This is a genomic window from Kitasatospora herbaricolor, assembly GCF_030813695.1.
GTDB lineage: Bacteria > Actinomycetota > Actinomycetes > Streptomycetales > Streptomycetaceae > Kitasatospora > Kitasatospora herbaricolor.
Window position 1 is genome coordinate 6,504,561 of record NZ_JAUSVA010000002.1, and the last position, 12,798, is coordinate 6,517,358.

General features: G+C 74.6%; 15 protein-coding genes. 10 read left to right on the forward strand and 5 right to left on the reverse strand.

The window, feature by feature from the left end; genetic code table 11:
- The first annotated feature begins 108 nt into the window (after positions 1-108).
- Entirely contained in the window at positions 109-621 is a 513-nt protein-coding gene (locus J2S46_RS28580) for an SsgA family sporulation/cell division regulator (protein WP_191289891.1), read from the forward strand.
- 154 nt (positions 622-775) lie between these two features.
- Here J2S46_RS28580 and J2S46_RS28585 read toward each other — a convergent pair whose 3' ends face one another.
- From J2S46_RS28585 to J2S46_RS28595, 3 genes are all read right to left on the reverse strand, one after another.
- Positions 776-2,251, reverse strand: coding sequence for a helix-turn-helix domain-containing protein (locus J2S46_RS28585; RefSeq protein ID WP_191289890.1), 1,476 nt, complete (start codon positions 2,249-2,251; stop codon positions 776-778).
- Positions 2,252-2,472: 221 nt separating this feature from the next.
- The gene (locus J2S46_RS28590) at positions 2,473-3,516 is read right to left on the reverse strand and encodes a M56 family metallopeptidase (protein WP_191289889.1); all 1,044 of its coding nucleotides are present in this window, start codon (positions 3,514-3,516) and stop codon (positions 2,473-2,475) included.
- Positions 3,513-4,052, reverse strand: coding sequence for a BlaI/MecI/CopY family transcriptional regulator (locus tag J2S46_RS28595; RefSeq protein WP_191289888.1), 540 nt, complete (start codon positions 4,050-4,052; stop codon positions 3,513-3,515). The genes J2S46_RS28590 and J2S46_RS28595 overlap by 4 nt, the downstream gene beginning before the upstream one ends.
- A 235-nt stretch (positions 4,053-4,287) precedes the next feature.
- Between J2S46_RS28595 and J2S46_RS28600 the strand changes: the two genes are divergently transcribed.
- From J2S46_RS28600 to J2S46_RS28620, 5 genes are all read left to right on the forward strand, one after another.
- Positions 4,288-4,917, forward strand: a complete 630-nt coding sequence (locus J2S46_RS28600) for a DedA family protein (RefSeq protein WP_229912697.1) — start codon at positions 4,288-4,290, stop codon at positions 4,915-4,917.
- Positions 4,914-5,627, forward strand: coding sequence for a phosphatase PAP2 family protein (locus tag J2S46_RS28605; protein ID WP_191289886.1), 714 nt, complete (start codon positions 4,914-4,916; stop codon positions 5,625-5,627). The genes J2S46_RS28600 and J2S46_RS28605 overlap by 4 nt, the downstream gene beginning before the upstream one ends.
- 122 nt (positions 5,628-5,749) lie before the next feature.
- Positions 5,750-6,262, forward strand: coding sequence for a pyridoxamine 5'-phosphate oxidase family protein (locus J2S46_RS28610; RefSeq protein WP_191289885.1), 513 nt, complete (start codon positions 5,750-5,752; stop codon positions 6,260-6,262).
- 206 nt (positions 6,263-6,468) lie between these two features.
- Entirely contained in the window at positions 6,469-7,590 is a 1,122-nt protein-coding gene (locus J2S46_RS28615; RefSeq protein ID WP_191289884.1) for a TIGR03364 family FAD-dependent oxidoreductase, read from the forward strand.
- Between the two features lie 72 nt (positions 7,591-7,662).
- Positions 7,663-8,340, forward strand: coding sequence for a phosphonatase-like hydrolase (locus J2S46_RS28620; RefSeq protein ID WP_191289883.1), 678 nt, complete (start codon positions 7,663-7,665; stop codon positions 8,338-8,340).
- A gap of 87 nt (positions 8,341-8,427) precedes the next feature.
- Here the strand turns inward: J2S46_RS28620 and J2S46_RS28625 are convergent, their stop codons facing one another.
- Both J2S46_RS28625 and J2S46_RS28630 read right to left on the reverse strand, forming a co-directional pair.
- A complete protein-coding gene (locus J2S46_RS28625; RefSeq protein WP_191289882.1) occupies positions 8,428-8,976 on the reverse strand; it encodes a hypothetical protein in 549 nt (182 codons plus the stop codon).
- Positions 8,973-9,377, reverse strand: coding sequence for a hypothetical protein (locus J2S46_RS28630; protein ID WP_191289881.1), 405 nt, complete (start codon positions 9,375-9,377; stop codon positions 8,973-8,975). The genes J2S46_RS28625 and J2S46_RS28630 overlap by 4 nt, the downstream gene beginning before the upstream one ends.
- Before the next feature lie 111 nt (positions 9,378-9,488).
- Here J2S46_RS28630 and J2S46_RS28635 point away from each other — a divergent pair, with 111 nt between their 5' ends.
- From J2S46_RS28635 to J2S46_RS28650, 4 genes are all read left to right on the forward strand, one after another.
- A complete protein-coding gene (locus J2S46_RS28635; protein WP_307351577.1) occupies positions 9,489-10,532 on the forward strand; it encodes a helix-turn-helix domain-containing protein in 1,044 nt (347 codons plus the stop codon).
- A 119-nt stretch (positions 10,533-10,651) separates the two neighbouring features.
- A complete protein-coding gene (locus J2S46_RS28640; protein ID WP_191289879.1) occupies positions 10,652-11,107 on the forward strand; it encodes a MarR family winged helix-turn-helix transcriptional regulator in 456 nt (151 codons plus the stop codon).
- On the forward strand, positions 11,104-11,967 hold the full coding sequence (locus J2S46_RS28645; RefSeq protein ID WP_191289878.1) for an ABC transporter ATP-binding protein: 864 nt from the start codon (positions 11,104-11,106) through the stop codon (positions 11,965-11,967). Before J2S46_RS28640 ends, J2S46_RS28645 begins: the two co-directional genes overlap by 4 nt.
- Positions 11,927-12,787, forward strand: a complete 861-nt coding sequence (locus J2S46_RS28650; protein WP_191289877.1) for an ABC transporter permease — start codon at positions 11,927-11,929, stop codon at positions 12,785-12,787. The genes J2S46_RS28645 and J2S46_RS28650 overlap by 41 nt, the downstream gene beginning before the upstream one ends.
- The last annotated feature ends 11 nt before the right edge of the window (positions 12,788-12,798 follow it).

Consider the following 12,798-nt stretch of genomic DNA (forward strand, 5'->3'; position numbering starts at 1 on the left):
GATCTGCCCGGTGCCCGGCGCGATTGTTGCAACCTCCTTGCAACCCTTGCCGTCCCCGGCCGGATGGCGCACGCTGGTGCAATTCCAAGCCGTACCGGAGAGATAGTCATGCCGCGCGACCCTCTGCCCGCACCCTCCGATGCCTCTCTCGCCGCTACCCCCACGGGCGGCGATGAGGAAGGCTCCACCGCCGCTCCGGCGGCGGTGGAGGAGGTGCTGACCATGCGCATCGCGCTCGGCGACGAAGCTGTCGGAGAAGTCAGCACCCGGTTCCGGTTCGACCCGCAGCGCCCGTACGAGGTGCTGCTGACCTTCCACCTCGGCCGGCCCGACGAGGCGGACTGGGTCTTCTCGCGGGAGCTGCTGCGGGACGGTCTCACCACCCTGAGCGGGCAGGGCGACGTCAAGCTCTGGCCCGCGTACTGCCCCTGCCACGGGGCGACGCTGCACGTGGCGCTGGAGTCGCCGCACGGCAGCGCGCTGCTGGAGGTCGCCAAGTCCAAGGTCCAGGACTGGCTGGACCGGACGTACGCGCAGGTGTCGGAGGCGGCCGAGGCCTCCTGCGGGCCGACCGACGCCCAGCTGGCCGCGCTGCTCGCCGGGGGCTTCCCCACCGACTGACCGCCGCCGGGCCGGCCGGCGTGCCGTCGGCACCCGGGCGCCCAGGGTCGGCTGACCGGGCCGCACGGCCTGCCCGGGTTCAGGAGGCGCGGGTTCAGGCAGTCCGGATTCAGGCAGTCCGGGTTCAGGAAACTCGGATTCAGGAAACTCGGATTCAGGAAACTCGGGGGCGTGTGAGCACGGGCGCGTGCCCGCCGTCCGGGTGAACCGTTACGTCCGGCGGCCGCCCGGCGGCCGGGGTGCGCACCGCGTCCGGCGGGGCCGGCAGCCGTACCGTCCCGGCGGCGAGCCGGGCGCGCAGCCGGCGGACGGCGGGCGCCGTGGAGCCGGGCAGCAGGTCGTACGGATCGTCCGGGCCGATCACGCCGACGGTCACGGTGGGTGCGAAGCGGTACGGCCGGTGGACCAGCAGGCCGCCCAGGTAGCGCCGCAGCCGGGAGAGCTCGGCCCGGACGGTCACCGTACGGGCCGGATCGCCGAACAGGGCCTCGGCCAGCTGGGCCGCGCTGCGGCCGTCCCGGTGGGTGGCGAGCAGCAGCAGCAACTCCGCGTGGCGCGGGCTGAGGCCGTGCGACCAGGTGCCCGCCGCGCCCTCCACCGACAGCTCGGGGCGGTCCGGGCGGCGCAGGTCCAGCCGCAGCCTGGCGCCCTCGGTCTGCTCGGTGGCCCCGGACCGCTCGTCCAGGGCGGTGCGGCCCAGCGAGTGCACGGGCCGGACCAACCAGCCGTCGGCGAGCGGTTCGACGGCGCACTCCCCGAGCGAGGGAAGCCAGTGCACGGCGGCCGAACCCCACCCCTCGGCCGGCAGCCGCAGCCGGTCGGTCGGGGGCAGGCCGGCCGCGGCCGCCGTCCAGCCGTCGTCGTCCACCACCAGCGCCGGGCCGTTCACCTTGGCGAGCAGCGGGGTGGCCACCGTCCGCAGCTGGTGCAGGGCCTCCAGCCGGCGGGCCCGCAGCTCGGCCTCGGCCAGCCGGGCGGCGGTCATGGTCAGCTGCAGCAGGTACGGCCGGGCGTGCTGGGCCGGGGCGCTGATGTTGATCACGCCGGCCAGCCGGCCGGTCCGGGGCTCGTGCACCGGGGCCGCGAAGCAGGTCCAGGCGTGGTGGCTGCGCAGGTAGTGCTCGGCGGAGTGCACCTGCATCGGCCGGCCGGCGCGCAAAGCGGTACCGATGCCGTTGGTGCCGACGTTCTCCTCGACCCAGCGGGCGCCGATCAGGAAGCCGATCCGGTCGGCGCTGCGGCGCAGCTGCCGCTCGCCCTCGTGCCACAGGACGTGGCCCTCGGCGTCGGCGATGGCGAGGATCAGCGGGCAGTCCCCGGTGGAGTCCAGCAGCGAGTCCCGCAGGATGCCGATCACCTCGTCCAGCCCGCTGGCACGACGCCGGTGCTCCACCTCGGCGGGGCCGAGATGGACGGTGGCGGCGCCCCGGTCGGGGTCGAGGCCGAGCCGGCGCAGCCGGGCCCAGGAGTCGCCGATCTCGGGCCGGGGGCCGGTCTCGGGGCGGCCGTCGGCGGGGAGTTCGCCACCGCCGGTGGCGGCGTCGTGGACGGCGGCGAGTTCGGGCCCGCCGGGGGCGGGGGCCGGGGCCGCGCCGGCCGGTCGTCGAGTGTGCCGCCGGGTCTGCCGCACCGCTCCCCCTAGCCGCGAACCGTCGCTACCTCGTCGTTGACGCGTTGCCGAAAGCGTACGGCGGGAGCACGGTCGGCGGGGGTCCCGTGCGCAAATGTGACCTACCGACCGGTATGACCTGCACGTTCGCGCAGACCTTCACCTCTTGCGGTCATTCTGGGCGGCCGCCCGGACCCTGTCCAGCAGGCCTCGGGGGTCCGGCCCGGCACGGTGAGCGGCCGTCAGCGCCCGGCCGCGCCGGCGCTCCGGGCGGCCTCGACCGCCCGGTGCAGGTCGGTGGTGGCGTCCAGCGCCGCGGTGAGGGTGACGGACAGGCAGGTGGCGAGCACGAACGCGGCCGCGCGGCGTCCGGTCCGGGGCCGCGGGTGAGGGTCCAGCAGCGCGGCCACCCGGCGGGGCACCGGGCCGGCGTGGGCGGCCGGGGCGAGGCCGGGCCGGTCCGGCCGGGGGGCGTGCCCGGCGGCCAGGGCCGCGCGGCCGACCGCGCGGGCGGTCACCGTCCGGTCGCCGACGGCTGCGGCGGCGGCCTCGTCGGCCCAGCGTTCCAGCTGGTAGCCGATGGGCGCGCGCAGCGTCCGCAGGGCGGGGTGGACCACGGCCGCGTACTCGGCGGCGGCCAGGAAGAGGTGGTGGCGCCCGGTCAGGTGGGCGCGCTCGTGGGCGAGCAGCGCGGCGCGTTCGGGGGCGGACAGGGCGCGCAGCATCCCGCCGGTGACCACCACCCGCCCCGGGCGCCCGGGCAGCGCGAAGGCGTCGGCGCGGTCGTCCGCGAGGACGGCGAGCGGGTGCTCGGCGGGGGCGGCGGGCCGGGACCGGGCCCTGAGCCGCGCGGCGGGGCCGGCCACGGAGGTGCCGAGGAGGGCGGCGAGGGCGCCGGGGGACAGGCTCCTCGCGGGGCGGGCCGGGTCGCCGAGGGCGGCGCGGGCGCGGGCCAGGTCCCGGCGGTGGCGCCGGGCGATCCGCAGGGCGAGGGCCGCCGCGGTGGCGAGGGCCAGGCCGGCGAGGCCCGCGACCGGCGCGCCGCCGGGGGCTCCGGCGGCGATCCAGCGCGGGGAGAGGTGGCCGAGGGCGGCGACCGGCGGCAGCCGGAGCAGGCCGGTGGCGGCCAGCAGGCCGAGCGAGCAGAGGGTGGCCGCGGCGAGCAGGGCCGCGGTGCCGGTCAGGATCCGGGCGGCGGCCGGCGGCGGCAGCGCCCGGGCGAGCAGCCGGGCGGCCGGCGCCGCGAGGAAGGGGAGCAGCAGCGGCACCCAGACGGCGACGGTCATCGCGGCACGTCTTCCGCCGCGGAGCGGTCCGTGCCGGTCGCCCTGTTCGCCCCGCTCCCGCCGGTCGTGCCGGGGGCTCCGGCGGAGCCGTCCGGGCCGTCCGGCGTTTCGACCGGGACGCGGGAGCCCGGTGCGCCGGGGGATCCCGGGGAGCCGGACGGGCCGCCGGCGCGGTCCCCGAGGAGGTCGCGCAGCATCCGCTCGTCCTCGTCCGAGAGGTCGGAGACGAAGCGCGCCAGTACGGTGGAGCGGTCGGACCCGCGCTCCAGCTCGGTGCGCATCCGGCGGGCGGCCAGGCCGGCCGGGTCCTGGACGGTCGGGACGTAGGCGTACGCCCGGCCCGCCCTGGTCCGCTCGACCGTGCCCTTCTCGTGCAGCCGGGCGAGGATCGTGGCGACGGTGGTCCGGGCGAGCCCGGTGCCGAGGGCGGCCTGGACGTCCTGCGGGGTCAGCGGGTGCTCCGCGGCCCAGAGGGCGACCAGCACCTGGGCCTCCAGCTCCCCGGAGGAACGACGGGCCGACGGCGCTTCACTCATGTCGACGTTTCCTCCAGCTGTCGTCTACAGTCTCGTAGACCGTCTACGTCACTGTAGACGGTCCGAGCGCGACCCGCAGGGCCGCCCCCAACGTACGGGAGGTCCGCCCGCCGTGTTCCGGTCGTCGGTGTACACCTGGTCCGCCGCCCAGGCGCAGGCCCTGCAGGAGCACGCCCGGGGCCTCGCCGCCCCGGCCCTCCCCGGCCCGGGGCACGGCGGGCACGAAGCGCTCGCGGTGAACCTGCTGGACGCCTCCTCCCTGCTGGCCGCCTTCGGCGCCCTGGGCATCGCCGTCATCCTGTTCGCCGAGACCGGCCTGCTGGTCGGCTTCTTCCTGCCCGGCGACTCGCTGCTCTTCACCGCCGGCCTGCTCTGCGTCCCCGGCGCCACCGACGGCCCCCGGCTCCAGCTCTACCAGGTGCTCCCGGCCGCCGTGCTCGGCGCACTCGTGGGGGCCCAGGTCGGCTACCTGATCGGCCGCCAGGGCGGGCACGCCCTGCTGCGCCGGTCGAGCAGCAGGAGCCTCCATCACGGCGTCCTGCGCGCCGAGGAACTGCTCGCCCGCTACGGCTACGGCAAGGCGATCGTGCTGGCCCGTTTCATCCCGGTCGTGCGCACCGTGCTCAACCCGCTCTGCGGCGTCCTCGACGTGCCGCTGCGCACCTTCACCCTCTGGCAGGTGGTGGGCGGCACGGTGTGGGCCGTCGGGGTGACGATGGCCGGCTACGCCCTCGGATCCTCCGTGCCGGATATCGACCGTTATCTGCTACCCATCATCGGTCTGGTAGTAGTTGTCTCCGTGATTCCCATTGTTCTCGAACTGTTCCGCGCCCGTAAGGGGCGCCGTGGCGGGGGTGGCGAGTGACCGCCACCCCGCCCCCGGGGCTCCCGGCCGGGCCGCGCGCGCTGCTCGCCTACGACGGCAGCGGCATCGACGGCGGCCTCTACAGCCGGGTCGTCGGCTGGGCCGACCGGGCCCCGCACTGGCTGGACGAGCTGGTCAAGGTCTGGTCGGCGGTCGGGCTCGGCCTGTTCGCGCTGCTCATGCTGTACGCCTGGTGGCGGGCCCGCGGCGCCGACTCCGTGGTGCTGGCCCGGGTACTGGCCTCGCCGTTCGTCGTGATCGTGGCGTACCTCGTCAACTCCGTTTTCAAGAGCCTGGTGGAGGAGGTCCGCCCCTGCGCCCAGATCGCCGGCACCGTTTCGCTGGAGACCTGCCCGGGCGCCGGCGACTGGTCCTTCCCCAGCAATCACACGGTGATCGCCTTCGCGGCCGCCGCGGCGCTCTGGTTCGCCTTCCGCGGGCTCGGGCTGACCGCCCTGGCCTGGACCGGCTGGATCGCGGCCGCCCTGATGGGCCTCTCCCGGGTCTGGGTCGGCGTGCACTACCCGCACGACGTGCTGGTCGGCGCGCTGGTCGGCACCGCCGTGGGGGTGCCGCTCGCGCTGGCCGCCGGCCGCGCCGCCCCGCTGGTGGACCGGGGGCGCGCGGGGCCGCTCGGCGCGCTGCTGGGTGCCGGTCCGAGCGGTTCGGGTGCGCCCCGCGAGACCCCGGCGCGGATGCCGGCGGACTGATCCCGACGGTCGTCCGCCACTCTTGTGCGGCCGGGCCGGCGGGGAGAGCATGTGAGCCGGGCGAGGGCCCCCGAACAGCGGGGTCCACGCCCGGCTCTGTCGTTCCAGCGGAGGGATGCGCCATGCCGTACCGGCTCGACATCACGCAGGGCGAGTGGCCCGCCGAGGAGTTCCGCAAGGGCGTCGAAGGCATCCTGGCCGAGAGCATGGTGCTCACCCTGGCCACCGCCGGCCCCGAGCGCGGGCCGCACGCCAACCTGGCCTTCTTCGCCTACGACGAGGACCTCGTCCTCTACTTCGTCAGCGAGCGCTCCACCCGGCACAGCCTGCATCTCGCGGAGGAGGCCAGAGCCGCCGCCACCGTCTTCCTGCCGCCGCCGGTCTTCGGCGAGCAGCTGCGCGGCGTCCAGCTGACCGGCAGCGCCTGCGAGGCGTGGGGACGGCAGGCGGAGGCGGCCCTCGCCGCGTACCAGGGCCGTTACCCCTCGTTCGCCCAGGATCCGGACGTCCGCGAGCAGTTCCTCACCGGGGCGGGGGCCGCGGCGCTCTACCGGCTCCAGGTGGAGGAGCTGACGGCGGTGGACGAGCCGCACTTCGGGCGGCGCAACTACCTGCGGGCGACGGTCCTGCGCTGAGCCCGGGCGGGTGCGGGTGAGCGGGTGCGGGTGAGCGGGTCCGCCGATCCCGGGCCGGCCCGTCCGGGGGAGCCGTCCGGGGGAGCCGTCCAGCTCCGGTGAATCCGGTGATCAAGGTCGTGTTGTCTGTACAACTTTCTGGGCCATTCACCTGCGCGCCGCGATCCGGACCCCTCGCGGCCACCTCCAGGCGACAGCCTGGCCGCATGAGAATCATCGTTGTAGGAGCAGGCGTCCTGGGCAGCATGCACGCCTGGCAGGCCGTCGAGCGCGGCCACGAGGTCGTCCACCTGGAGCGCGAGGCCGAGGCGCGCGGCGCGTCCGTCCGCAACTTCGGGCTGGTCTGGGTCAGCGGACGCGCCGGCGGCGAGGAACTCGCCACCGCACTGCGCGCCCGCCAACTGTGGGAGCGGATCGGCGAGCAGGTGCCCGCCCTGGGCTTCCGGGCCAACGGCTCGCTCACCGCGATCCGGACCGAGGCCGAACTGGCCGTCGCCGAGCACGCCACGACCCTGCCGGACGCCGCCGCCCGCGGCTACCGCCTGCTGGACCCGGCGCAGACCAAGGCCGCCAACCCCGCCCTGCGCGGCAAGCTGCTCGGCGCCCTGTGGTGCGGCCAGGACGGCGCCGTCGAGCCGCGGACCGCCCAGCCCGCGCTGCGCGCGGCCATGCAGGCCACCGGCCGCTACACCTTCCTCCCCGGGCGGGAGGTGCGCGAGGTGATCGGCGAGAACGCCGTCCGCGACGACCACGGCGACGTGCACACCGGCGACCTGGTGATCCTCTGCACCGGCGCCTGGACCGGCGGCCTGATCCGCGAACTCGCCCCCGAACTGCCGGTCCGCCGTGTCCGCCTGCAGATGATGCAGACCGACCCGCTGGACGAGCCGCTCACCACCTCCGTCGCCGACGGCGACAGCTTCCGCTACTACCCCGCCTTCGCCGGCGACGCGCTGGAGCAGCTGAAGGCCGTCCAGCCGCAGCCGCCGGTCGCGGCCGAGCACAAGATGCAGCTGCTGATGGTCCAGCGCCAGGACGGCGGCCTGACCATCGGCGACACCCACGAGTACGAGCACCCGTTCGCCTTCGACGTCGACGAGGCGCCGTACGAGCACCTCGTCTCCGTCGCCGAGGAGTTGCTCGGCCGGCGCCTGCCCCGGATCCGCCGCCGCTGGGCCGGCGTCTACGCCCAGTGCACCGACAGCTCCCGGGTCGTCCACCGCGAGCAACTGCGCGGCGGCGTCTGGCTGGTCACCGGCCCCGGCGGGCGCGGCATGACCTGCTCGCCGGCCATCGCCGAGAGCACCGCGGACCTCGCCGGCCTCTGAGGCCCGCCCCCGCACCCCGCCCGACCTGCTCCCCTCGCACCCGAACGCACCGATCCCTAAGGAAACCTGACCATGAGCACCGACATCCGTCTGGTCGTCCTCGACATGGCCGGCACCACCGTCGCCGACGACGGCCTGGTCGAGCTGGCCTTCCGTTCCGCCGCCGCCGCCCTCGGGGTCGAGGCCGACAGCCCCGAGCACGGGCGCATGCTGGAGCACGTCCACGCCACCATGGGCGAGTCCAAGATCTCGGTCTTCCGGCACCTCTTCGGCGAGGAGGAGAAGGCCCAGCGCGCCAACCTCGCGTTCGAGGAGGCCTACCACGACCTGGTCGGCGCCGGGCACTGCGCCGCCATCCCCGGCGCCGCCGAGGCCATCGCCGAACTCCGCGGCCAGGGCCGGAAGGTGGTCCTCACCACCGGCTTCTCCCGCTCCACCCAGGACAGCATCCTGAACGCCCTCGGCTGGCAGAGCATCGCCGACCTCACCCTCTGCCCGTCCGAGGCAGGCCGCGGCCGCCCCTACCCGGACATGGTGCTCACCGCGCTGCTCCGCACCGGCACCGACTCCGTCCGGCAGATCGCCGTCGCCGGCGACACCGGCTACGACATGCTCACCGGCACCCGCTCCGGCGCCCCGATCGTCGCGGGTGTCCTCACCGGCGCCCACGGCGAGGAGCGGCTGCGCGCGGACGGCGCGACCCACGTCCTGGCCTCGATCACCGAGCTGCCGAAGCTGATCGCGGGCTGATCGCGGGCTGATCGCGCGCTGATCGCGGGCCTGGGGTGGGCTTGGCGTGGGCTTGGCGTGGGCCGACCCTGTCCGCCCGCGCCCGCCTCAGCCACGGGAGGCCGGCTCGCGCTCCGTCCGGAGCCGGGCCGCCTCCCGGGCGTGCCAGCCCTCCACATGTTCCAGGCACCACCGGCACAGGTGCAGCGGGACGGTCGAATCGGCCACGGTCAGTTGGCCCGAACCGGCCACCTCCTCCAGCCGGAGGCAGCCGAAACACCGGTCGGCGCGCCGCCGTTCGCCGTCCGGGGCGGCCACCGGCGACCGCTCCGCCGTCGGCGCCGGTGCCGGGGCCGGCGCCGGGCCGGACACCCACGGCGGGGGCGGCCCGGCACACCGCCCCGGGTCCGACACCGAGTCCCGCCCCGCGTCCGGCGCCGCCCCGGCCGGGTCTGCGGCCACCCGGCGCATCACCGGTTCGGACACCGAGACCCCCACCATGAGCGAGATCCCGAAGGTCAGCAGCGCGACCAGACCGGTGGTCCCCGCCGGCCCGTCCCGGATCGGCCAGGCCGCACCGAAGGCGACGGCGCCGCTGACGGCGACGACCACGACGGTGGCGGCCGGCGCCGCCACCGGACGCGGTGCGGGCCTCATGCCGGCTCCGCAGTACCGGAGTTGAGCCGGCTGTCCCGGTTCCGCTCGGACAGTTTCGTCCCGAGCCCCTTGGGCGGCCGCTCGATCCAGCCGGGATCGGCCTCCCACTCCGCGCCGCCGGACTCCGGCCGGAGGTAGACCGCCTTCCCGATCCGGTCCATGAAGGTCCCGAGCCGCCCGCTCAGCGCGTCGAGCACGAGTTCGCCCACCCGTCGGGGAACGTACGGGACGGTCGGCGGCGTCGAACGGCCGGCCGCGGCCGCGACCGGCGGGTACGGGCTGGTGAGCCTGAGCCCGGCCTCGGGGCGGCCGCCGCAGCGGCGGCCGCCGCACTCGCACGGGGGGAAGGCTCTGCGATCGGCTGTCGTTCCGGGCTGGTCACGCTGCTGCTCTTCGGTCATAGGTGGCACTCCGTGGTGATCCTGTTGCTTTCTGCCACCAATGATCGGCGCGGCGCTCTACGATCGGAAGGAATTTGAATTGACAGGAAGGTCTGTTGATTTGGAGGTCCGATGAATCGGCGGGATCTTGACCCTTCGGCGTCTCCGCTCGCTGCCTTCGGCGTGCAGCTGCGCAGGTCAAGGGAGGCAAGGGGGTTGACGCAAGGTCAGTTAGGCGAACTCCTGAACTACTCCGGTGCCTATGTCTCCTATGTTGAGAGGGCCGAGCGCACCCCACCCGTGCGCTTCGCCAAGTTGGCCGATGACGCACTGGAGACGGGTGGCACGCTCGCGCTCATGTGGTGGCATCTCGGACACAGCTCGCTGAGCGACGGCTTTCCGGAGTACGCAGCCCGTGAGGCCGAGGCAGCAGCAGTGCAGCTCTTCGAGCTGAGTGTGGTGCCGGGGCTGCTCCAGACCGAGTCCTACGCGGCAGCATTGGTGAACGCGGCCGCTGCGCGCGGCGAGATCACCCAGAGGCAGGCCGACGAGCGATTGGCCTTCCGGCTCGCGCGGCAGCGCCTTCTGTACCGCGCTGCGGCACCTGTCGTCCATGCCGTCCTCGACGAGAGCTGTCTCCGGCGAACGGTGGGTGGCCCGGGGGTCATGGCCGGGCAGTTGCGCCACCTGGAGCAGATCGCCCGGCGACCGAATGTGATTCTTCAGGTGGCGCCGTTCGACCTCGGCGAGCGGGTCCCGTTCACCATGCCCGTAACGCTGCTGACGATGCGTGGCCGAACCCTCCTCGGGTACACGGAGACTCTGGCACGTGGCTTCCTGGAGAGCGAAACAGAAGCAGTTGCGGGATGGGCCAAGGACTACGATCGGCTTCAGGTTGAGGCCCTCTCGCGGGCCGACTCCTTGGCCATGGTCCGCGCCTTACGGAAGGAACTGCCCATCATGACCTCCACCGATGTCGACCTGTCCGGCGCTCCCTGGCTGAAGAGTTCCTACAGCAACGGGGGTGGCCAGTGCATCGAGGTGGCCCCCGGCTTCGACGGCGTGATGCCCGTCCGCGACTCCAAGGACCCCGAGGGGCCCGCCCTGGTGTTCGCCGCCGGCGCCTGGCGGGCGTTCGTGGCCGCCGCCGCGCGCGGCGAGTTCGGCGCCGTCTGACCCGACCGTCCACTTCGGAGCCCCGCCGTCCCTCCGGGGATGGCGGGGCTCCGGCGTGTCCGGGGGCGGGTTCGGGATTTCCCGAGCTTTTTGCTCTCAGTGAGAGCTAAAATCGAACCATGGACGACTCGGCACTCCCCGGCGACTTCGAAGGGCTGCTGGTCGGTATCAACCGGCTGGTGCGGCGCCGGCTCCGGCGTGGAGTGCCCGAGCCCCGGCTGCGCGGTGCGCAGGTCGAGTTGCTGCGGCTGGTCGGGGCCCGGCCGGGGCTGCGGGTCTCGGAGGCGGCCGAGGAGCTGCGGCTTGCCGGGAACTCGGTGTCGACGCTGGTCCGGCAGCTGATCGGACTGGGGATGCTGACCAGGGAGCCCGACCCGCAGGACGGCCGGGCGGCGCTGCTGCGCGTCACCCCGGCGGCGGCCGGCCGGCTGCGGGCCTGGGAGCAGCGCCGCGCGGCGCTGCTGCGCGAACAGTTGGACCGGCTGTCGGAGGAGGACCGGGCCTCGCTCGCGGCGGCGCTGCCCGCGCTGCGCAGGCTGGCCGCGAACCTGCACGAGGAGGAGGCCGCGCGATGACCGACCGCACCGGCACGGGTACCGCGGACGCGGTGAGCTGCACCGGCTTGGAGTACAGCTTCGGCGGGGCCAGAGCCGTCGACGGGGTCGACCTCACGGTCGCGCCGGGAGAGGTGTTCGGCCTGCTCGGCCCCAACGGCGCGGGCAAGACGACGGCGATCCGGGCGATCACCACGCTGCTGCCGGTCCCCGCCGGCATGGTCCAGGTCTTCGGCCTGGACGTGGCGCGCGAGCGGATGGCGGTGCGGCGGCTGCTCGGGTACGTCCCGCAGCAGCTGTCCGCCGACGCCAACCTGACCGGGCGCGAGAACGTCGAACTGTTCGCCCGGGTCTACGACGTGCCGCGCCGCGAGCGCGCGCCGCGGATCGCCCAGGCGCTGGAGGCGGTCGGACTCGGCGACGCCGCCGACCGGATGGCGGGCACGTACTCCGGCGGCATGGTCCGCCGGCTGGAGCTGGCCCAGGCCCTGGTCAGCGCGCCCCGGCTGCTCATCCTGGACGAGCCGACCATCGGTCTGGACCCGATCGCCCGCACCAGCGTCTGGGACCGCCTCGCCGAGGTCCGCGCGGCGACCGGGATGACCGTGCTGGTCACCACCCACTACATGGACGAGGCGGACCAGTACTGCGACCGCCTGGCCCTGATGCACCGGGGCCGGATCCGGGCGCTCGGCACCCCCGCCCAGCTCAAGTCCGAACTGGCCGGGCAGCGGGCCTCGAACGGGGAGGCGGGCGGTCCGGCGCCCACCCTGGAGGACGTCTTCCGGCACTTCGCCGGCAGCGGCCTCACCGACGACCAGGCAGGAGGGGAGTTCCGCGATGTCCGCAACACCCGTCGTACCGCGTCCCGAGTCGGCTGAGACCCCGGCCGCTCCGGCCATCGGTCTGCTCGGCACCCCGCCGAGGGTCCGATCCGGCTGGGCGGTCTTCCCGGCCCGGGTCGGCGCCATGTGCGTGGTCGAGCTGCAGAAGCTCCGGCACGACCGCACCGAGCTGTACACCCGCGCCGTCCAGCCCGCCCTCTGGCTGCTGATCTTCGGCGAGACGTTCACCCGGCTGCACGTGATCCCGACCGGCGGCATCCCGTACCTGGACTACCTGGCCCCGGGGATCATCGCCCAGTCCGCGATGTTCATCGCGATCTTCTACGGAATCATGATCATCTGGGAGCGCGACTCGGGCGTGCTCCCCAAGCTCCTGGTCACCCCCACCCCGCACTCCGCCCTGGTGGCCGGCAAGGCCTTCGCCGCCGGGGTGAAGTCGGTGATCCAGGCCGTGGTGGTGATCCTCATCGCCGCCGTGCTCGGCGTCGCGATGACCTGGAACCCGCTGCGCCTGCTCGGGGTGGTGGTCGTGGTGGTGCTCGGATCGGCGTTCTTCTCCTGCCTCTCGATGTCCATCGCCGGCATCGTGCTCACCCGGGACCGCCTGATGGGCATCGGCCAGGCCATCACCATGCCGCTCTTCTTCGCCTCCAACGCCCTCTACCCCGTCGCCCTGATGCCGGGCTGGCTCCAGGCGGTCAGCAAGGTGAACCCGCTCAGCTACCAGGTCGACGCGCTGCGCGGCCTGCTGCTGGGCACCCCGTCCCACCTCTGGCTGGACTTCGGCGTGCTCATCCTCGCGGCCCTCGCCGGCATCGCCGCGGCCTCCTCCCTGATGGGGCGGCTGGCCCGCTGACCGGGCCCGCC